General features: G+C 65.1%; 18 protein-coding genes, 1 tRNA gene and 1 pseudogene. 10 read left to right on the top strand and 10 right to left on the bottom strand.

Going from position 1 to position 19,460, the window contains the following annotated elements; genetic code table 11:
- From AWC06_RS00760 to AWC06_RS00770, 3 genes and pseudogenes are all read right to left on the bottom strand, one after another.
- Window positions 1-98, bottom strand: a pseudogene (locus AWC06_RS00760) (WXG100 family type VII secretion target); the annotation flags it as partial.
- A 117-nt stretch (window positions 99-215) separates the two neighbouring features.
- Window positions 216-1,400 (bottom strand): PPE family protein, encoded by a 1,185-nt coding sequence (locus AWC06_RS00765; RefSeq protein ID WP_085193430.1) that lies wholly within the window; start codon window positions 1,398-1,400, stop codon window positions 216-218.
- 37 nt (window positions 1,401-1,437) lie between these two features.
- The gene (locus AWC06_RS00770) at window positions 1,438-2,346 is read right to left on the bottom strand and encodes a PPE family protein, SVP subgroup (RefSeq protein WP_085193432.1); all 909 of its coding nucleotides are present in this window, start codon (window positions 2,344-2,346) and stop codon (window positions 1,438-1,440) included.
- A gap of 222 nt (window positions 2,347-2,568) precedes the next feature.
- On the opposite strand from AWC06_RS00770, the gene AWC06_RS00775 reads away from it, so the two are divergent.
- A tRNA-Leu gene (locus tag AWC06_RS00775) sits at window positions 2,569-2,642 on the top strand.
- 33 nt (window positions 2,643-2,675) lie between these two features.
- On the opposite strand, the gene AWC06_RS00780 is transcribed toward AWC06_RS00775, so the two are convergent.
- Window positions 2,676-3,893: a class I SAM-dependent methyltransferase gene (locus AWC06_RS00780; RefSeq protein ID WP_085193434.1), complete on the bottom strand. Its 1,218-nt coding sequence runs from the start codon at window positions 3,891-3,893 to the stop codon at window positions 2,676-2,678.
- Window positions 3,894-4,421: 528 nt separating this feature from the next.
- Between AWC06_RS00780 and AWC06_RS00785 the strand changes: the two genes are divergently transcribed.
- The 6 genes from AWC06_RS00785 to AWC06_RS00810 are packed head-to-tail and all read left to right on the top strand — an operon-like array spanning window position 4,422 to window position 10,443.
- Window positions 4,422-5,459 (top strand): YncE family protein, encoded by a 1,038-nt coding sequence (locus tag AWC06_RS00785; RefSeq protein WP_139819838.1) that lies wholly within the window; start codon window positions 4,422-4,424, stop codon window positions 5,457-5,459.
- 46 nt (window positions 5,460-5,505) lie between these two features.
- Window positions 5,506-7,137, top strand: coding sequence for a long-chain fatty acid--CoA ligase (locus AWC06_RS00790; protein ID WP_085193438.1), 1,632 nt, complete (start codon window positions 5,506-5,508; stop codon window positions 7,135-7,137).
- A 27-nt stretch (window positions 7,138-7,164) separates the two neighbouring features.
- On the top strand, window positions 7,165-8,226 hold the full coding sequence (locus AWC06_RS00795; protein WP_085193440.1) for an NAD(P)H-dependent amine dehydrogenase family protein: 1,062 nt from the start codon (window positions 7,165-7,167) through the stop codon (window positions 8,224-8,226).
- A complete protein-coding gene (locus tag AWC06_RS00800) occupies window positions 8,226-8,705 on the top strand; it encodes an SRPBCC family protein (protein WP_085193442.1) in 480 nt (159 codons plus the stop codon). Before AWC06_RS00795 ends, AWC06_RS00800 begins: the two co-directional genes overlap by 1 nt.
- Before the next feature lie 11 nt (window positions 8,706-8,716).
- Complete coding sequence (locus AWC06_RS00805) at window positions 8,717-9,586, top strand: class II glutamine amidotransferase (protein WP_085193444.1); 870 nt, start codon at window positions 8,717-8,719, stop codon at window positions 9,584-9,586.
- A complete protein-coding gene (locus AWC06_RS00810; protein WP_085193446.1) occupies window positions 9,583-10,443 on the top strand; it encodes a patatin-like phospholipase family protein in 861 nt (286 codons plus the stop codon). The genes AWC06_RS00805 and AWC06_RS00810 overlap by 4 nt, the downstream gene beginning before the upstream one ends.
- Before the next feature lie 15 nt (window positions 10,444-10,458).
- Here AWC06_RS00810 and AWC06_RS00815 read toward each other — a convergent pair whose 3' ends face one another.
- Entirely contained in the window at window positions 10,459-11,031 is a 573-nt protein-coding gene (locus AWC06_RS00815; protein ID WP_227370943.1) for a TetR/AcrR family transcriptional regulator, read from the bottom strand.
- Between the two features lie 71 nt (window positions 11,032-11,102).
- Complete coding sequence (locus AWC06_RS00820; protein ID WP_085193450.1) at window positions 11,103-12,095, bottom strand: NAD-dependent epimerase/dehydratase family protein; 993 nt, start codon at window positions 12,093-12,095, stop codon at window positions 11,103-11,105.
- A gap of 78 nt (window positions 12,096-12,173) precedes the next feature.
- Here AWC06_RS00820 and AWC06_RS00825 point away from each other — a divergent pair, with 78 nt between their 5' ends.
- Window positions 12,174-12,983 carry an SDR family NAD(P)-dependent oxidoreductase gene (locus AWC06_RS00825; RefSeq protein WP_085193452.1) on the top strand — a complete coding sequence of 270 codons (810 nt, stop codon included), beginning with the start codon at window positions 12,174-12,176 and terminating at the stop codon, window positions 12,981-12,983.
- Here the strand turns inward: AWC06_RS00825 and AWC06_RS00830 are convergent.
- On the bottom strand, window positions 12,980-13,768 hold the full coding sequence (locus AWC06_RS00830) for an SDR family NAD(P)-dependent oxidoreductase (protein WP_085193454.1): 789 nt from the start codon (window positions 13,766-13,768) through the stop codon (window positions 12,980-12,982). The genes AWC06_RS00825 and AWC06_RS00830 overlap by 4 nt on opposite strands.
- A gap of 84 nt (window positions 13,769-13,852) precedes the next feature.
- Here AWC06_RS00830 and AWC06_RS00835 point away from each other — a divergent pair, with 84 nt between their 5' ends.
- Window positions 13,853-14,413 carry a carboxymuconolactone decarboxylase family protein gene (locus AWC06_RS00835; protein WP_085193456.1) on the top strand — a complete coding sequence of 187 codons (561 nt, stop codon included), beginning with the start codon at window positions 13,853-13,855 and terminating at the stop codon, window positions 14,411-14,413.
- Window positions 14,414-14,467: 54 nt separating this feature from the next.
- A complete protein-coding gene (locus tag AWC06_RS00840) occupies window positions 14,468-15,208 on the top strand; it encodes an alpha/beta fold hydrolase (protein WP_085193458.1) in 741 nt (246 codons plus the stop codon).
- A 93-nt stretch (window positions 15,209-15,301) separates the two neighbouring features.
- Here the strand turns inward: AWC06_RS00840 and AWC06_RS00845 are convergent, their stop codons facing one another.
- The 3 genes from AWC06_RS00845 to AWC06_RS00855 form a co-directional block, all read right to left on the bottom strand.
- Complete coding sequence (locus AWC06_RS00845; RefSeq protein WP_085193460.1) at window positions 15,302-16,591, bottom strand: amidohydrolase family protein; 1,290 nt, start codon at window positions 16,589-16,591, stop codon at window positions 15,302-15,304.
- Between the two features lie 80 nt (window positions 16,592-16,671).
- The gene (locus AWC06_RS00850) at window positions 16,672-18,360 is read right to left on the bottom strand and encodes a CocE/NonD family hydrolase (RefSeq protein WP_085193462.1); all 1,689 of its coding nucleotides are present in this window, start codon (window positions 18,358-18,360) and stop codon (window positions 16,672-16,674) included.
- A gap of 2 nt (window positions 18,361-18,362) precedes the next feature.
- Complete coding sequence (locus AWC06_RS00855; protein WP_085193464.1) at window positions 18,363-19,391, bottom strand: patatin-like phospholipase family protein; 1,029 nt, start codon at window positions 19,389-19,391, stop codon at window positions 18,363-18,365.
- Window positions 19,392-19,460 lie beyond the last annotated feature (69 nt).

Consider the following 19,460-nt stretch of genomic DNA (forward strand, 5'->3'; position numbering starts at 1 on the left):
ATCTTGCGGGCCTCGTCCTCCACCGTCTGGGCGTGCACATCAAAACGGCCCGCCATCGCCCGCATCTCGTGCGGGTCGGTCATAAAGCGTGTGGTCATTGGTTTCTCCTAACTAACTCGAAGTCTCGAATACGGTGTCGTCGGCTTAGCGTCAGGTTACGACGTGCCGATGAACGGCTGGCTTCTAATGCGTGACATGTTCTCTTCCCCTTCCCATCACACGAGAACCTGCTTGGGCATCACGGTGGGTTTGACGCCGTAGCGCGGCGCTCCAAAGCCATAGCCGCCGCGTCCGGCCGAGGCCATCGCCGGCATACCGGCCGGCACGGCTGCGACCTCGCTCTCCTCAGCCGCAGCGGTCCAGCCCGAGCCGGCCAGGGTGGCGCCGGTGCCCGCCGGCGTTGCCGCGGACCAACTGGCCGGCACTGACAGGCCGCCGACCGAGGACGAGGCGCCCAAACTGGCCAACACCGGTGCCCCACCAAAGCCGCCGACCGCCGGTCCCGTCGAACCCGCCAGGGTCATGCCCATGCCCAAACCGGCGCCGAGTGGGGTGACGTCGCTGATCGTGACGCCTGCCGGCGCGTTGGCCATGAAGTGGCCGAGGGTTGCCATGGCCGAGATCGTCATCATCGTGCACCAGGCAGCTGTGACATCAACGCCGTTGATGGTGTTCGCCACCATCGGGACACCGAAGAAGCCCTGGATAGCGTCCATGAGGCCGCTGAGTCCGCCGCTGCTGGCCGCCGGGCTGGCCAGCGCACTCAGCCCGCCCTGCAGGTTGCCGAGCAGCCCGGTCAGCCCCGACGTGGCCGCGTTGCTGCTGGCGGCGTTGGTGACGGCCGCAGCTTGTAGTCCCGCCCCGGCCGGGTTGGTGTTCTGCACCGGCGGCGTCAACGGTGACAGCATTGCGGCGGCCGACGAGGACGCGGCGTAGGCAAACAGGGCGGACGCGTCTTGCGCCCACATCTCGAAGTAGCGAGCCCAGTTGGCGGCGATCGCCGGCGTGTTCTGTCCCAGGATGTTCGTTGCGACGAGGACCGCCAACTCAGCCCGGTTCTCCGCGATCACCGGTGGCGGCACCGTCGCCATGAACGCGGTCTCATAGGCCCCCGCAGAGGCCATGGCCTGGGAGGCCGCCTGCTGCAGCTGCCCGGAGGTGGTGTTCAGCCAAGCGATGTAGGGCTGTGCCGCGGCGGCCATCGCCGCCGAGGACGGCCCGAGCCACTCCGAGCCGCTGAGCTGGGAGATCACCGCCTCATAGGAAGCCGCGTTCGTGCTCAGTTCCGCGCTCAGGCTGCTGAACGCCGATGCGGCGGCCATCATCGGCCCCGCCCCGGCACCGGCGTACATCAATGCGGAGTTGACCTCCGGCGGTCGCGCTGCGAAATCGAAGAACATTTCTTAGACCCCGTTTCTCTAATCGCCCGACTAGTTCCTAGGTGACCGTCGGCTTCGGCATCGCCGGCATCACCTTTGGCTTGACGCCATAACGCGGGGCTCCGAAGCCCATGCCTCCGCGACCAGCCGAGGCAACTGACGGCATGCCGGCGGGCATGGCCGTCACCCCGCTGGTCTGCGCTGCGGGCACGGTCCAGCTCTGACCCGCCAGGGTCACGGGTGTGCTCGCACCGGGGACTCCGGCCCAGCTGGGCGGCACCGAAAGGCCGCCGACTGACGCCGCCTGGCCGAGCCCGGCCAGAACCGGTGCCCCGCCGCCGACTGCGCCGAGGCCACCGGCCGCCGGAGCGACCGTCCCGTCCAGTCCGGCTGCCAGGCCGCCAAGGTCGCCGGCGGCCGATTCGGGGAGCGCCGTCAGCAGACCGCCGCCGGCCATACCGATAAGGTCCGAGCCCGCCGACGCCCAGTTTCCGGCCTGAATGTTGAGCAGGTTCGCGATGTTGCTGTTCAGCGGCGAGGCACTGAGCGCGCCGGTGATGCCGTTGATCAGGTTTGTCAGGTCATCTATCGGTGAGGCCGCAGCAGGAGCCGCGGCCGAAGTCGCCGACGATGACGCCCCGAACAGCGATCCGAGGCCCGACACCGGAGTCGAGGCGGCCGCGACCTGGTTGGCCACCTCGGTTTCTCCGTAGGAGCCGCTGCTGGTCGCGAGCAGGTTCACAAATTGCTGGTGAATGGCCTGCGCTTGGGCGCTCACCGTTTGGTAGAGCTGGCCGTAGGTAGAGAACACACCCGCCTGCAGGGCCGACACCTCGTCGGAGGCTGCGGGAAGAATCGTTGTAGTCGGGGCTGCGGCGGCCGCGCTTTCCGCGGAAAACGAGTTGCCGATACCCTCCAGCTGGGCCGCGGCTGCAGCTAGCGCCTCGGGCAGTGTTTTCACGAACATGTATGTCTCCTGGTGGAAATCGGCCGACCCGGTAAGAGGGGTCGGCCACGGTGATCAGTGCTGGTGTCTGGCAACGGATCCACGGCTCCACCTTGGCTTATCCAGAGGCTTAGGGGGTAGCGGGTTAATGGCTTCTTAACGTCCGCGGGCAAACTTTTAACACATCTCATGCGCTTCGGGCGCTCGGCCTCCTCCGGCGCCGACGCGCTAGATTCATCGAAAGCCCCCATAGCCCAATCGGCAGAGGCAGCGGACTTAAAATCCGCCAAGTGTCGGTTCGAGTCCGACTGGGGGCACGTTAAATCCTCGTTAAGCTCGCGACCGCCGGACTACCGGGGGCTCAAGGCGATCGCAAGAAAATCGAGACGCCACAGCGACTGGAACAGCTTGCGCGCGAAGTGCTCGAGGTCAGCAGTGGCGGCGGGGGATGTTTCGCTATCCTGCGCTACGCGCTCGGCGATCTGCCGGATCGTGCGACGGCCATCGATGTTCTGCACAAAAGGTAGCTGGGCCGGACTGAGAGCCATGCGCGCACCCGGCCAAAAAATCTCGGCGCCGGAGACACCGCAGCGGGTGCGCATCATCGGCACGTAGTCGAGAGACTCATCCGTCGAGAAATCAATTGTGTAGCTCTCTTTCGGACGCTCGGGACGGCACGACATGAAAAAATGGCAACCGTTCAATGTCTGGACACGTTCCATCACCGACCAGACCTTGTTCTCCGGCAACGCATTTACGGCCGGATAGAACTCGTTCGCCGGTGCAAACAAATCGTGGGGGTAATACGGCGTCTTGTGGAACCACCCCTGAAACACGAGTCCGGCCGAGGTGACCAGATCGATGCATTCATCGACGGTATAGTCACGCGTGCGCGCGGGCAGAAACGTATCCACCAGGGCGGCATCGGATTGCAAATCCCGCGCTATTTTGAGATAGCTTTGGGCGGGATGATCCGGCGGTAGCGCCGAGATCGTGTCTTTGATTATTTGCACCGATTTATCGTCGTCCCCCAGGCCCAAGTCCCGAAACACCGATTCCAGCAGTTCGACTCCGATTCGGCCGTACTTCGCATAGAGCATCACGGCTACAACGCCATCGGGTCGCACGCATCCTGCCAGTGCTTTCATGCCAGCCAGCGGATCTGCCATGTGATGCAGAACGCCGGTCGATACGACCAGGTCGAAGTCGAGTCCCAGCGACGGCAGCTCTTCGATCGGAAGCGAACGCAACTCCAAGTTCTGCAGTCCGTGCTTGTCTTTCAGGTGCCGCTGATGGCCCAGCGACGACTCACTGATATCGACCGCCACTACTTTGGCCGCACGGTTCATGAACGCAAAAACTGCGGCCTGATTGGTGCCACAACCCGCGATCAGGATATCCAGGTCAGGTTTGTATTCCCGGTCCGGCCATAGGATTCGGTGAGCATGCGAAGGGTCGAACCATTCCCAGTGACCGGCGCTCCATGCCTCGAGGTCTTCGATAGGGCGGGGGTATACCCAGCGTTCGTACTGGCGGCGGACAACATCGCCGTCCCCATCGTCGTTCACTGCGGCAAGGCTCCTTCGGGGCGAAGGCTTGATTATGGTTTACCGTCACGTCGCGGGCAATCCGACGTGCTAGGTGACGGCGACGCCGTGGTCGGTTGGCCCTGCTGCGCTCGACCAGGGTCCGTCCCGCGCATGGCGGGCCTGAGGCGTGCCCGATGTGATTTGGGCCTCTTTTTGTCGCTAAGGCTAAGAAATCCTTATTTATGCTAGCCGGCGCTCATGATGTCGGCGGCTTAGCTGATATCGGCAAGCCGCCTGGGATATCGGTCTAACGCGTTCGCTGTATGGCCGCAAGACAGGTCTGTGAAAATTGCTCCTTAAGTATTTTCTGAGCTCGCGAGCTTACTTGCGCCACAGCAGTCAAATCGCGCACTTTCGGTGCAAATTCTCCCGCTAGACTCGGCCGGAAAGGCGGCGTCACCGGGCGTCGCGTCCCACGACTCCGGGTCCGCCGAATTGCGGCAGTGTTTGACCGCCCGCGGGTCGACGTCCGCCCACCCCGGACGAACGAGTAAGGCTGGTGCCACTGTGAGCGATGTTAGCTATGTGAACGGCGTGGGAGCCGCCACCGGGGATTTCTCGGTGGTTGCCGAAATCGCCGTTGGGCAGGGCGCGATCAGCGCCATCGCGATTAGCTCCGACGGCGGGCGGCTGATGGCCACGCATTATCAAAACGATCGTGTCTCGGTGATCGCCAGCGGTGACCGCCCGCAGGTGCGCAGTGTCCTTGAGGCCGGCGAGCCGTTCGCCGTCGCCCTGGCGCACACCCGTCGCGGCTACATCAGCACCACGTCGACCGCGTATGACTCGATCGTGGCTTTGGACCTGAACACCGACCGCGTCGAGGCGGTGTATCCGGTGGCGCATGCCGTGACCGACTTGGCGGTAAGCCCGAACGGTAGGCACCTGTATGCCAGCCGCAATGCGGTCAACGGCGCCGACGTCGCGGTGCTCGACACCAAGACCGGCCGAGAGGATGCGATCGCTATCGCGGCCGCACCGGGAACCACCACCGAATGTGTGCGCGTCAGCCCCGACGGCAACCGGCTGTACGTCGGGATCAACGGGCCATCTATGGCGGAGCTTCTGGTGATCGATGCACACCAAAAGCAAGTGCTGAGCACGATTCAGATCAGTTCGCCGATCAGGGATGTCGCGGTCAGCCCGGATGGTGCCACCGCGTACGTCGCCAGCTGTGCCGCCGACTTTTCGGCAGTGCTCGACGTCGTCGACACCCGTACCGGCATGGTCGCCAGCACCCACAAGGTCGGCGAGATCACCGGCTGCCTCACGCAATTGGCACTGAGCCGCGATGGTGAGCGCGGGTATCTGGTCAGCGACGAAAGTGTCATGGTGCTGGACACATTGACGGCCAACGTCATCGCGAGCGTCGCGGTCGGTTCGCAGCCGTCCTGTGTGGTCGAAAGCCCGGATGGAAGTCGCCTTTACATCAGCGACTACGCCGGCTCGGTCACGGTGCTCGCGATCACGTCGTACGACGAGCCCACCGCTCCGCACCATTGGGCCCTCCCCGACCTGCCGGCGCTCGAGTCGGCCATGACCTAACCGAACCCCGGGCACCGCCCAGCCGCGGATCATAAGCTGTACGTCGATGTACAGCACAATGCAGCAGTTGCCGCTGACGATCACCGCCATCCTGCGACACGCCTCGGGTGTACATGGCGCACGGCGTGTCACGACCGCGACCGGTGATGATTACCGCACCTCCACCTACGCCGAAGTTGGTCAACACGCCGCACAGCTGGCGAACGCGTTGCGCCGCCTCGGCGTCACCGGCGACCAGCGGGTCGCCACCTTCATGTGGAACAACACCGAACACCTGACGGCCTATCTGGCGGTCCCGGCGATGGGCGCGGTGCTGCACACCCTCAACATCCGGCTCTTCGCCGAGCAGGTCGTCTATGTCGCCAACGAAGCCGAAGACCAGGTCGTACTGGTCGACCTGTCGCTGGCCAAACTGCTGGGGCCGATACTGGCCAAGCTCGACACCTTGCACACCGTGATCGCGGTCGGCGACGGCGAAACCGCGCCGCTGGAGGAATCGGGCAAGACGGTGCTGCGCTATGCCGACGTTTTGGCCGGCGAGTCACCCGAATTCGACTGGCCGCGGATCGACGAGAACTCCGCAGCTGCGATGTGCTACACCAGCGGCACGACGGGCAACCCGAAAGGCGTTGTCTACAGCCACCGTTCGAGTTACCTGCACACCATGGCGGCGTGTACGGCAAACGGCATCGGGGTCGGGTCCAGCGATTGCGTGCTGCCGATCGTGCCGATGTTCCACGCCAACGCCTGGGGTCTGCCGTATGCGGCGTTGATGGCCGGCGCGGACCTCGTGTTGCCGGACCGCCACCTGGATGCTCCGTCGCTGATCGACATGATCGAGACGTTGCGGCCCACGGTGGCCGGTGCGGTTCCGACGATCTGGAACGACGTCATGCATCACCTCGAGAAGGACCCCGATCACGACATCTCGTCCTTGCGGCTGGTGGCCTGCGGCGGCTCCGCGGTCCCGGTGTCGTTGATGCGCGATTTCGAAGAGCGACACGGCGTGCAAATCCGGCAGCTGTGGGGGATGACCGAAACCTCGCCGATGGCCACCATGGCCTGGCCGCCACCGGGCACGCCCGACGACCAGCATTGGCCGCTGCGCGGCACCCAGGGCCAACCGGTGTGCGGCGTGGAAGCCCGCATCGTCGACGACGAGGGCAACGTGCTGCCCAACGACGGCGAAGCCGTCGGCGAGCTGGAAGTGCGCGGGCCGTGGATCACCGGCTCGTACTACCGCGGGCACGACGAGTCCAGCTTCCAATCCGGTTGGCTGCGCACCGGCGACGTCGGCCGCATCGACGAACGTGGCTTCATCACGCTGACCGATCGGTCCAAGGACGTCATCAAATCCGGCGGGGAGTGGATCTCCTCGGTCGAATTGGAGAATTGCCTGATCGCCCACCCCGACGTGGTCGAGGCGGCCGTGGTCGGGGTTCCCGACGAACGGTGGCAGGAACGCCCGCTGGCCGCCGTCGTCGTCAAAGAGGGCGCATCCGTCAGCGCCGAGGATTTGCGAAAGTATCTGGCCGACAAGGTAGTTCGCTGGTGGCTGCCGGAGCGGTGGACGTTCGTCGATGAGATCCCACGCACCAGCGTCGGCAAGTACGACAAGAAGACCATCCGATCCCGCTACGCCGAGGACGGCTACCAGGTCACCGAGGTACGAGACTGAGCGCGCAGATCACGCGGAAGGAGTGACATGAGCTTGCGGGTTGTGCAATGGGCAACCGGGTCGGTGGGGGTGGCCGCGATCAAGGGAGTGCTCGAGCATCCCGAGCTCGAACTCGCCGGATGCTGGGTGCATTCGGAGGCCAAGAGCGGCAAGGACGTCGGCGACATCGTCGGCATGCCGCCGCTGGGAGTGAAGGCGACCAACAGCCTCGACGACATCCTCGCGCTGGATGCCGACGCGGTGATCTATGCGCCGCTGATGGCCAATGTGGACGAGGTGGCCGCGCTGCTGCGCTCCGGCAAAAATGTCGTCACGCCGGTTGGTTGGGTGTACCCCAGCGAACGGTCGGCTGCCCCGCTGGAAGTGGCCGCGCAGGCCGGTAATGCGACGCTGCACGGCGTCGGCATCGCACCCGGTGCCGTCAGTGAGCTGTTCCCGCTGATGCTCTCGGTGATGTCCACCGGCGTGACTTTCGTTCGCTGCGAAGAGTTTTCGGATTTGCGGACCTACGACGCTCCGAACGTATTGCGCCACGTGATGGGCTTCGGGGGGACGCCCGACAGCGCGTTGACCGGGCCGATGCAGAAAATGCTCGACAGTGGCTTCATCCAGTCGGCCCGATTGTGCGTCGACCGGTTGGGCTTCGCCGCCGATCCCCACATCCGCTCATCGCAAGAAGTGGCCGTCGCCACCGCACCCATCGACTCGCCGATCGGCGTGATCGAGCCCGGGCAGGTGGCCGGACGCCGCTTCCACTGGGAGGCGCTGGTCGGCGATACGCCGGTGGTCCGGATCACGGTGAACTGGCTCGTGGGCCAGGAAAACCTCGACCCGCCTTGGTCTTTCGGGCCTGCAGGGGAGCGATACGAAATCGAGGTCCGCGGAAACCCGGACACTTTCGTCACGGTCAAGGGCTGGCAGCCGGAGAGCGTGGAGGCCGGCCTGAAGAGCAACCCCGGCGTCGTCGCGACCGCGGCGCATTGCGTGAACGCGGTGCCGGCGACATGCGCGGCCCCGGCAGGTATCCAGAGCTTCTTCGATCTACCGCTGATCACTGGGCGGGCGGCGCCCGGATTGGCACGCCGCTGATGGGCAGGCCGCTGACTGTGGAGCAGTCGCGGGCAATCCCCGTTTCTGTCGACGACGCCTTCGCAGGCACGATGCCGATACCCCTCCCCACGCTGTTCCGTCATCGCTACGGGCCGATCCCGCCGATCAAGGAGGTGCGCGGCCAAACCGGCGACTGGAGTTCCGTCGGGCAGACGCGCACTGTGCTGTTGGCCGGCGGGGGCAGCATGCGCGAGGAGCTGACCAGTGTGGACCCACCACGGTCGTTCGGCTACACCCTGACCGACATCACCGGCCCGATGTCCCCGCTGGTCCGTCTGGTCGAGGGCGAGTGGATCTTCACTGCGGCGGGCGCCGGAACCACCGTCACCTGGCGCTGGACCATCCACGCCCGCTCGGCGCTGGCGGCACCGCTGGTGCCGGTGCTGGGCCGGCTGTGGAAGGGCTACGCGCGGCGGTCACTGGAGGAGTTGTCGAAGCAACTGGCTGGGAGTCGCTAACCTCGAAGGCCATGTGCCGACTCTTCGGGCTGCACGCCGGGACCGACGTTGTCACCGCGACGTTCTGGCTGCTGGACGCACCGGACAATCTCGCTGCGCAGAGCAGACGAAACCCGGACGGAACCGGTCTGGGTGTGTTCGACGCCCAGGGCCGCCCGCAGGTGCGCAAGCAGCCGATCGCGGCGTGGCAGGACACCGACTTCGCCACGGAAGCGCACGACCTGACCGGCACCACGTTCATCGCGCATGTGCGCTACGCGACCGCGGGATCGCATGACGTGGTCAACACCCATCCGTTCCTTCAGGACGACCGGATCTTCGCGCACAACGGCGTGCTGGAAGGTCTGGATGCGCTCGACGAGCGGCTGAGTGCGGTCGGAACCGCGGATTTGGTGTTGGGACAGACCGATTCAGAGCGGGTGTTCGCGTTGATCACCGCCTCGATCCGCGCGAGCGGCGGTGATGTCGGGGCGGGTCTGGTCGACGCGATGCGATGGCTGGCCGCGAATGTGCCGATCTATGCGGTCAACGTGCTGCTGAGCACGGCCACCGACATGTGGGCGCTGCGCTACCCGGAAGCACACGAACTGTATGTCTCGGACCGCCGCGAGACCCCGCCGGACAGCACATTCAGTTTGCGCACCGAACGCATTCGGGCCGACTCCGACCACCTGCGCTCTCGGCCTTCGGTGGTGTTCGCCAGTGAACCGATGGACGATGACCCACGATGGCGCCTGCTGGCGCCAGGAGAGCTGGTTCATGTCGACGCCGGGTTGCAGATCAAGTGCGACGTGGTGCTGCCGGATCCGCCCCGGCATCAGCTGCGCCGTGAGGATTTGAGCGCCGCCGCTCAGGCCGCCCAGCACACCCAAAGCGCGTGACGGCCAAACGCGCACTGGTGCTCGGCGGCGGCGGTGTGGCCGGGATCGCTTGGGAGACAGGAGTTCTGCTCGGCATCGCGGACGAATCGCCCGGTGCCGCGCGGGCATTGCTCGAGTCCGACATCCTGGTGGGGACGTCGGCCGGCTCGGCGGTGGCGGCGCAGATCGGCAGCGGCCGTACCCTCGACGAGCTGTTCGCCCGGCAGGTCGACGAACGCTCCGCCGAAATCGATCCCGGCGTCGACATCGAGGCCATCACGGAGCTTTTCCTGGCCGCAATGTCGGAACCGGACACCAACGTGCCGCAGAAGAGGCAGCGCATCGGGGCGGTCGCGCTGGCAACCGAAACCGTCGCCGAACCGGTCCGCCGCCAGGTGATCGCCCATCGGCTACCCGAGCATGACTGGCCGGAACGGGTAATCCGGGTCACCGCAATCGATGTCGCGACCGGGGAACTGGTGGTGTTCGATTCCGCCTCGGGTGTCCACCTGGTCGACGCGGTGGCCGCCAGCTGCGCGGTGCCGGGGGCATGGCCGCCGGTGACGATCGGGCAGCGGCGCTACATGGACGGCGGGATCGGCAGCACGATCAACCTGGACGTCGCCGACGACTGCGACGTCGCCGTGGTGTTGGTGCCCGCGGGCGTTTCGGCGCCGTCGTCGTTCGGGCCCGGACCCGCCGCGGAGATCGCCGCGTTTCGTGGTGCGGCACATGGTGTTTTCGCGGACCACCAGTCGCTGGCGGCATTCGGATCAAACCCGTTGGATCCGCGTTGCCGCATCGCCTCGGCTAGAGCCGGACGTGCGCAAGGCCGGCGCGAGGCCGCAGCGGTCGCGGCGTTCTTAGCGGGCGGCTGACGCGCGAGCCGCCGACTACCGAGCGGGTAGTCCTGCTCCGGCACGGATCTGACGGCGTGCGGCGTCAGCATCGACATCAGGAAAGATGTAGTGGCTCAGCGCTATTCGCGCGATGGCACCCGCCATGTCACGCGGGGCAACGGGAAAGACGATGTCTGCCTCATCGCCGCATTGGGTGAGAACGGCCGCCAACACGTCGGTCACCATCGGCAGCACATGCGCCATTTCATCGTTGACGAATCCAGGATCGATGTCGACCAGGCTGCGGGGCGGCTGTTCGCGAAGGAATGTCGCCACGACATCGACTGCCGCCTCGAGCCGCCGCAGGCCCGATAGACCCGAGATGGCCTTTTCCATGGCCAGATTGAGCCGGCGGTATTCGAGCTTCCCCAAGGCAGTGAGTAAGTCTTCCTTAGACGGGAAGTAGCGGTAAAGGGTAGGCCGCGAAACACCTGCAAGCGTGGCGACGTCCGTCAAGGACAATCTGCGGGCGCCCTGCTGGAGCACCAGCCGCCGCGCTGCGGTGAGTATTCGTTCGGCCGCATCACTGCGATCCGACGGGGATTGCGGTGATCGGGACGAGCTCACGACTGCGGTCGCTGTGTGCCCAGAGTCTCTCGCCGACCGCCGCTGGCGGTGAACCGGCGCGCCGCGTCGGCTCATTGGAGCCGACCGACTTTGCGCAGCCAGTCAATGAGCAAGCGCAGCCCGTCGTCGAAGGACATCGGCTGGTAGTTGAGCCGCCGACTCGTCAGGTTGTCGTCCGGTCTGGGCCTACGCACGTCCTTGGCCGCGGCTTCGGCGATCGCCATTAACGTCGGACCGAATTCGGCGGTCAATGCCTGCGGATCGGAGCGATAGTCGAGGTCCTCCACGCGGTGGTCGATCCCGGCTATCTCACACGCGCGATTGATGCCGGCAGCGGTGCTGAAGGTGTCCTCGGGCCGGCCGATCAGCAAGTAACGCTCGCCCGCCACCCCTCGGTCGAGGGCTGCGATCGATCCCGCTGCGACGTCTGCGCCCGCCACCCACGTCACCGGGAAAGCCAGATACCGCTTGATCCGTCCTCGCATCCCGGCCAACAGCACACGGTTGAAGCTGGTTCGGTGCAAGGCACGCTCGACGACCAGACCAGGACCGAAGATGGCACCCGGATGACAGGTCAGCACATCCTCGCCCGCCTCGGCGCGCTTGCGCGCCTCGGTAAATGCGGCCAGTTTGGTGACCGTGTAGGGGTCGCCTGGGGGATTGTCGAGGACCGGCGCCTCCTCGAAAGGCGCGTCCGTGCGCAGATTGAAGAACGTGGACGTGCTCAGCGCGACCACCCTACGCAAACCCAGCTTCTGGGCCGCATCCAGGACGTTCGTCGTGCCAATCGTGTTGACGGCCTTGAAGTCGCTTAAGTCTTGGCTTGCGCCCCCAAGCAGCGCCGCGCAGTGAATCGCGGCGTCGGCTCCGGTAGCCGCGCGTAGGACATCGTCGGCATCGGAGACGTCACCCTTGACGATCTCGACGCCGATCTCGGCCAATGCGGCGGCCTCGTCAGGGTTGCGCACCAGCGCGCGCACGTGATCGCCGCGCTCAACCAGCTGTTGGCAGACGTTGGACCCGGTCTGGCCGGTGGCGCCGGTCACGAGGATGCTGCTGGGCACGATAGGCCACCCTTTACATTCGCTACATCTGACGTAAAGAAAGTAACACGTCAGCTGCGCGTGTTCTAGGGTTGCTCCATGTCTATCGACCCTTCGAAGATCCTGCTGACTGACCGTGTTGCGGTGGTCACCGGCGGCGGCGCGGGCATCGGGCGCGGTGTTGCGGCAGGTCTCAAAGCGTTCGGCGCCTCGGTCGCAATCTGGGAGCGCAATCCCGAGTCGTGTGCCGCCGCGGCAGCACAGATAGGCGCACTGGGGATCACCACCGATGTCCGCGACAGCGCACAGGTCGACGCCGCGCTGGCGCGTACTGTTGCCGAACTCGGACCGGTGACCATCCTGGTGAACAACGCCGGCGGGGTGTTCCACTCCTCCATCCTCGAAACCAGCGAGAATGGCTGGGACGCCCTGTACAGGGCCAACTTGCGCCACATCTATCTGTGCACACAGCGGGTAGCGCGCGGAATCGTCGAGCAGAACCTGTCGGGGAGCATAATCAGCGTGAGCTCGATCGAAGGCATCAGGGCCGCACCGGGATTCGCGACTTACGCGGCCGCCAAGGCCGGCGTCATCAACTACACCAAGACTGCCGCCCTGGAGCTGGCTCCCCACGGCATCCGGGTCAACGCCCTGGCACCCGATATCACGCTCACCGAGGGCATCGCTGCGATCGCAGGCCCGGGTGCCGGCCAACAGTTCGGCTTCGTTGTGCCGATGGGCCGGGCGGGCCATGTCGATGAAATGGCCAGCGCCGCAGTCTTTCTGGCTTCCGATATGTCCAGCTACATCACCGGCCAGACCATCCACGTCGACGGCGGAACCCAGGCGTCGTGCGGCTGGTACCACCACCCGGATACACGTGAGTACGTTCTCGGCCCAACGCGCTAACGGTCAGTCCTGGCCGCGACGTGGGCCGACATACCACCGTCGATGCGGATCATCTGACCGGTGATGTAACGCGATTGATCCGATGCCAGAAACACCACGAGGTCTGCAATGTCCGCGGGCCGTCCTACATAAGGCGTCAACGTGGCTTTCGCCAGGCCCGTCAACGTATCCTGCCCGAGATGCGCTTTGACGGCGTCGGTTAGGATCAGGCCCGGCACAACGGTATTCGCCCGAACACCCTGCTTGCCGTGACTGGTCGCAACGTACATGGTCAGTGTGTTGACACCGGCCTTGGCGACGGCGTAGGCGACGCGGGTACTGTCAGCCGACAGCGCCGCGCCCGACGACATGTTGATGATCGAACCTCCACCGGCACGAACCATTGCGGGGATGGCGTGCTTGCACATCAGCATTTGGGAGCTGAGGTTCACAGCCACCGAGCGCTCCCATACCTCGAGGGCCATTTCGGTCACTGTGGTGTCGCGGGACAGAAAATCCGAAGCCGTCAGGGCAGCGTTGTTGTGCAGAATGTCCAGCCGGCCAAAGCGCGCGAGCGTGGACTGCACTGCCGCCGCCGCATCAGCTTCCACCGATAGGTCACCGCCGAGGGCGATCGCCTCGCCTCCCGACGCGATGACCTCCGCCGCGACGTCGGCCGCCTTGGCCTCGTCGACGTCGACGACAGCAACCGAGGCGCCGTTGCTTGCCAGCGCCTGCGCCGTCGCCCCGCCGATACCACCGGCGCCACCGGTCACAATTGCCACCTTGCCGACCAGTCGGGACACCTGCGCCGCCTCCCTCCATCATCGGCCCGCCACCAATTGGACAACCGCCGCCGGAAATGGCCCGGACGGCGATACTGTCAAGCTATGCCACGCATCGCACCGATCCCCATGGATCAGCTCAGCGAACAGTCTCGCGAAATAGTCGAGGGCGGTGTAGCCGACGGGCTCTACGCCACGCCGGTGCCGCTGCAGATCTTTGCCTATCGCAGCGCCCAACTCGCCCAGGTGAATATGGCGCGCAAATATCTGGGCGCCGACTCGCTACTGGGCGGCCGACTGTTGGAGCTCATTCGCATCCGCAGCGCGCAACTCGGCGAATGCGAGCCCTGCAGTCAATCGCGCAAGCACGACTCGATCACCGACGAGGACGTCGCGTGTCTGCTCGCCCCGGGCCACGGCACGCTGACGCCGCAGGAGCAGATCGCCATCGAGTTCATCGATCTGCTCTCAGCCGATCACCACGCGATTGATGACGCCTTCTACAAGCGTCTCGGCGAGCACTTCACGGCAGCCCAAATCGTCGAACTGGGCTTCACTTGCGCGTCGGCCATGGGGTTACACCGCTTCATTCACACCCTTGATATCTACGGCGACTCCGCTCCCGCCATCGAGTACTCCCCCGACCAGATCGACCGCGCCGTCTGACACCCAGCGTGATAAGGCTGCGGTTCTGCGCTCAAGGCGCTTGAGGGGTCCGCGATGGCACTGCCGACGTTGGTTCTGGTACACGGCGGTGGCCATGCCGCCGACTGCTGGGAACCCACAGTCGAGGAAATCCATCGCCAGGCGCCGGACCTGAAAGTGCTTGCGGTCGATCTGCCCGGCCGGCGTGGCAAGCCGGGTGACCTGCTGAAGATGACCATCGCCGACTTCGTGGATTCCGTGGTCGGCGACATCGAGGAGGCCGGGCTGGACGAAATTGTTCTCGTCGGTCATTCGATGGCCGGGCTCACCGTACCGGGCGTCCTCACCAAACTCGGATCTACCAGAGTGCGCGAGCTAATCCTCGCGACAGCATTCGTCCCCCCCGAGGGCAAGACCCTCGTAGACACGCTGACGGGACCGTTCGCGCGGCTCGCGCGGCGCGGAGCCCAGAAAGGCGAAGTTGGGGGGATGCCCGCCGCGCTGGCTAGGTTCGGATTCTTCAACGGAATGACCCGTGCCCAACGCCAATTCATAGCCCGCAAGCTCTGCGCGGATTCTACGAGCATTCTCACCGAGAACGTATCCCGGAAAGGCATGCCGAACGATGTTCCGCGCACCTGGATCCTTACCCTGCGCGATCGCGCTCTTTCGCTGAGGTCTCAGCGCCGCAGCATCGAGGCCATCGGCGGTGTGCAGACGGTCATTCCGATCGACACCTGTCACACGCTAATGGTCAGCAAGCCCAGAAGACTAGCGGAGATCCTTGTCGAACGCTGCGGGCTGTACGCAGAGTAGCGATGATCGATTCCGTACGAATTCCCCTAACGGGCTGCAGCAGAGGCAATTTCAAGGTCGGGATGGCGTCTCCATTGGCGTGCCGGCCCCTGGTTAGCGCACGTTAGACCGGTCCAGTTGCGCCTGCAACGCCGATGCTCCAAGGCTTGAGTCTTTCGCATGATGGGACATCGAGTGGATGGAGACATCGTGGCCTTCGGCGGCTTTGCGGAGGGCACCCACGGTGGCCTGTTCACGGTTGATGTGGGTGAACGGGTCGAAGTGATACCACCGCATCGCGTTCTCGAACGTCATCTTGTTGACCTCATCGTCGGGCACATTGTTGCGGGTCAGCACCTCGTGCAGCTGCTCGGGGGCACCCGGCCACATGCTGTCGGAATGCGGGTAGTCGGCTTCCCAGCAGATGTTGTCGATACCGATCTCGTTGCGCAGCGCGACCCCAACCTGATCGGAGATAAAACACGTCAGGAAGTGTTCACGGAACACCTCGGAGGGCTTTTTGCCGTTGAAGTCCTGACCCGTCCACGTCGAATGCATCTCAAATGTACGATCAGCGCGCTCCAAGAAATACGGAATCCATCCCGTGCCACCCTCGGCCAGCGCGATCTTGAGATCCGGATACTTCTTGATCGGCTTGGACCACAGCAGATCGGCGGCGGCCTGCACGATGTTCATCGGCTGCAGAGTGATCATCACATCCATCGGCGCATCCGGGGCCGTGATCGCCAACCGGCCTGAGGACCCGATGTGCACATTCATCACCGTTTCGGTGTCCACCAGGGCTTCCCACAACGGCGTCCAATACTCGTCATGGAAGCTCGGATACCCCATGGCGGCCGGGTTTTCGGTGAAGGTCAACGCATGCACCCCGCGGTTGGCATTCCTGCGGACTTCCTTGGCGCAGGCCTCGGCATCCCAGATCACCGGCAAACACATCGGGATGAACCGCGCCGGATAGGCCCCACACCACTCCTCGACATGCCAATCGTTGTAGGCCTGCAACAACGCCAATGAAAACGCTGGATCCTCTGTCACAAATAGGCGACCCGCGAAGCCCGGGAAGGTCGGGAAGGAGATCGACCCCAGCATGCCCCCGGCGTTCATGTCCTTGATCCGCTCGTCGACGTTGTAACAGCCCGGCCGGATCTCATCCAGCCCTTGCGGTTCGAGGCCGTACTCCTCTTTCGGGCGGCCGGCCACTGAGTTCAGGGCGACGTTGGGGATCACCACATCGCGGAACTGCCAGGTATCGCTGCCGTCGGGGTTGTGCACCAGCCGCGGCGCCTCATCCAGATATTTCTTCGGCAGGTGGTTCTTGAACATGCCCGGTGGCTCGACGACGTGATCATCAACGCTGATCAGGATCATGTCTTCTTTTTTCATGTCTGTGCCCCTTTACCGTATGGACGACAGCATAGACAGAACATGAGCGCGTTCTTGATCAATCAGGTCATCTGCGATCCTCAGCGGATCACCGGAATGAGCAAGCGGGCGTCGCGCTGCGGGCCCCAATGCAGGGCGCATCTGGTGCGCGGCCCAAGCTCATAGGCCGCGGGGAATTGCCCGGTGAGCGGATTGCGCGGCCATAGCCACCGACCCGCGACGACAAGCCGAAGTTGCTCGCCGGCCCGAAACAACGTCGCTGACGGTCCAAGTGGGATGTCGACTGGCACAACCTCTCCCGGCTGCAGCGGGCGTCGTGCATCGAGGGCAGGCACCGGCTCGAAGGGGCGGGAAGCAGCTTCGTCGAGTGTCCGCATGGACGTCCTCAACCAGCCGCAGGTGATCCGGTCGCGACCGAAGCCGTAGGAGCCCTCGAACGGCACATACTCGGTCCCGCGCCACTTTTCGACACCGACGAACAGGTCAATGTCGTCGCCGTCGTCTGCTTCGACGAATAGCCGTAGTGCCATCGGGCCGGTGATCTCGGTGTCGGCGGTTACGGTCCAGCCGAAACGTGCCCCGCCGGAACGGGTGTCGAATGTAATCGAGCCTTGCTGTTCCGACGGGGCGCTCGACAGGCCGGCCTCGGTCAGATGCAGCGGCGTCCATTCGGTGGATTCCAGCGGCCAGCTGGTTTCGTCACGAACGGTGACGACGCGGTCGCGGTCCTCGCGAACCTCCAAGCGCACCCGAGGCAGCGGCGCATCGGTCCCACCGCGCAGATGACGGTCCAGGAATGCCAGTTGCGTGCCCAGGGCGGACTCGGAATAAAACGTCGTCCACTTGCCGCCGCGATGGGTATACAGGTGCTTCTCGGCCGACTTGATCTGCTCGAAGCCGCGGACCGATCCGCGGCTATGCAGAAGGTTGTCGGAGAAGCTGCCGCAGATCAGCGCAGGCACCTCGATCTTGGACAGATCAGGAACCAGCGATCGCCAGAACTCGTCGCGCAGTGGCCGATTCGCATTCTTTTCGCCCAGTTGATATTTCAACCGGACGCCCTTCAGGCCGCGGCTCCAGATTTTGATGAAGCCGATCTCCTTGATTCCACCGGGGCGCGCCAGGTCGCGGTATGCGTCGGTGAATCCCTCCCACGGAACGATCGCCTTCAGGTGCGGCGGTCGCAGCGCGGCGGCCTTCCATTGTGAGATGGCAAGGTAGGACACCCCGATCATGCCGACCGCCCCGGTGCTCCAGGGCTGCGATGCTGCCCACTCGATGAGGTCGTAGACGTCCTCTCCTTCCTGATCGGAGAGCAGCGAGCCCACGCCCTCGGATCGGCCCGCGCCGCGCAGGTCGCAGTTCACCACTGCGAAGCCGTGGGAGGCCCACCACACCGGATCCGGCGCCTCCCAGGTGGTCAGGCTGGAAAACTGCACACGCGACGGTTGGCGCAACACGCGGTACTGAAACGGCACAGAGTAGCCGCGGCCCCGTTTCTTGGTGGGCAGCTTGTCCTTGCCGTACGGATGTGCGCACAACAGCACCGGGAACGGGCCCGCACCCGGCGGCCGGTAGACATTGGCGCGCAGCACGGTTCCGTCGCGAGCCGTCGCCGCCACGTCCTCGTCGACCACCACGGCACCGGGCGCCGGCGGGTAAACGATTGCGGGAGAACGCACAAAGCCGCGCAGCCGCTGCATCATGTAGCGAACCGATCCGGGCCGCTTCCACGGTCTGTCATGAGCAGGCGCGTCGAATGCGGCCATGCCTAGTCCTTCTCGCCGTCTTCGCCCGGTGCATCAGTCTCGAGACTGTCCAACGTCCGCGCGGCCAGCGTCCGGCCGATGTCTATCACCTCAGCCGCGCGGTGGAATTCCAGGCCGCGGCACGCCGAGCGCGGCACCTCGATCAGCAAGTCGGGTGGATAGGCGGCGAGCGTGTGGCGAGCCAACGCCGCCTGAGCGATGTCGATGGTGCGGTTCATCACTTCGAAGCTGCCCAGCCTGGGCACTTCCGGGGTCTCCTCGGGGTAATCCACCGGCTCTTCGGCGGATTCGGCATCGGTTTCGGGGTTCTCCGGGATCGAAGCGCCGAACCGGTTGAGCACCGCGCGCGCCGTCGGCCGGTCGAGCAGTGACCGGGCCGCGGAAGCGTCGAACAACGCAGAAGTGCTGCGCAGCATGCGATTCAGCCACTCGGTGGTGGGCCGGGGGTCGGCCTCGCGTTCGCCTTCGCTCTCGCTGCCGGACAGACTGACAGCGATGGTCAGATCCGCGTTGACCGCCGCAATCGGAGCCATCGGCAGCGGGTCGAGGATCCCGCCGTCGGCGAGCAGGCGCCCATCGTGGACGTGCGGCGCGATCACCCCCGGAATGGCGATCGACGCCCGGATGGCCTCGTCGACCGGCCCGCGCTGCAGCCACACCGACCTGCCGGTCAACAAATCTGTGGCGACAGCGGTGTATGGGACCGGAAGTTGCTCGATGGTCACCGCGCCCAGGATGTCGCGCACCGCGTCGAGGATTTTCTCGGCCCGCAGCACGCCCGCCGCGGTGATCGACGGATCCAGCAGGCGCAGGATGGCGCGCTGCGTCAACGACCGCGCCCACTCGGCGAACTCGTCCAGCCGTCCCGCCGCCTGCAAACCGCCCACCAGTGCGCCCATCGACGAACCGGCGATCCCGACAATCTCGTAGCCGCGGTCGTGCAGCTCATGGATCACCCCGATGTGGGCGTAACCGCGAGCCCCGCCGCTGCCGAGCGCCAGCGCCACCCGAGGCGGTGACGAATCGGCCATGGCTTCATTTTCGCCCCATGCTCGTCGACTTTTTTCAGCCGTGATCCGAATTCCGTCAGAGCCGGCCCG

Origin of the sequence: Mycobacterium fragae (assembly GCF_002102185.1) — a bacterium.
GTDB classification, from domain to species: Bacteria; Actinomycetota; Actinomycetes; order Mycobacteriales; family Mycobacteriaceae; genus Mycobacterium; species Mycobacterium fragae.

Excerpts from the sequence above, each read along its gene's own strand:
- AWC06_RS00795 (WP_085193440.1), top strand. The coding sequence starts at position 7,165 with ATGAGCTTGCGGGTTGTGCAATGGGCAACCGGGTCGGTGGGGGTGGCC.
- AWC06_RS00835 (WP_085193456.1), top strand. The coding sequence starts at position 13,853 with ATGCCACGCATCGCACCGATCCCCATGGATCAGCTCAGCGAACAGTCT.
- AWC06_RS00840 (WP_085193458.1), top strand. The coding sequence starts at position 14,468 with ATGGCACTGCCGACGTTGGTTCTGGTACACGGCGGTGGCCATGCCGCC.
- AWC06_RS00805 (WP_085193444.1), top strand. The coding sequence starts at position 8,717 with ATGTGCCGACTCTTCGGGCTGCACGCCGGGACCGACGTTGTCACCGCG.
- AWC06_RS00770 (WP_085193432.1), bottom strand. The coding sequence starts at position 2,346 with ATGTTCGTGAAAACACTGCCCGAGGCGCTAGCTGCAGCCGCGGCCCAG.
- AWC06_RS00825 (WP_085193452.1), top strand. The coding sequence starts at position 12,174 with ATGTCTATCGACCCTTCGAAGATCCTGCTGACTGACCGTGTTGCGGTG.
- AWC06_RS00800 (WP_085193442.1), top strand. The coding sequence starts at position 8,226 with ATGGGCAGGCCGCTGACTGTGGAGCAGTCGCGGGCAATCCCCGTTTCT.
- AWC06_RS00850 (WP_085193462.1), bottom strand. The coding sequence starts at position 18,360 with ATGGCCGCATTCGACGCGCCTGCTCATGACAGACCGTGGAAGCGGCCC.
- AWC06_RS00765 (WP_085193430.1), bottom strand. The coding sequence starts at position 1,400 with ATGTTCTTCGATTTCGCAGCGCGACCGCCGGAGGTCAACTCCGCATTG.
- AWC06_RS00855 (WP_085193464.1), bottom strand. The coding sequence starts at position 19,391 with ATGGCCGATTCGTCACCGCCTCGGGTGGCGCTGGCGCTCGGCAGCGGC.
- AWC06_RS00845 (WP_085193460.1), bottom strand. The coding sequence starts at position 16,591 with ATGAAAAAAGAAGACATGATCCTGATCAGCGTTGATGATCACGTCGTC.
- AWC06_RS00790 (WP_085193438.1), top strand. The coding sequence starts at position 5,506 with ATGTACAGCACAATGCAGCAGTTGCCGCTGACGATCACCGCCATCCTG.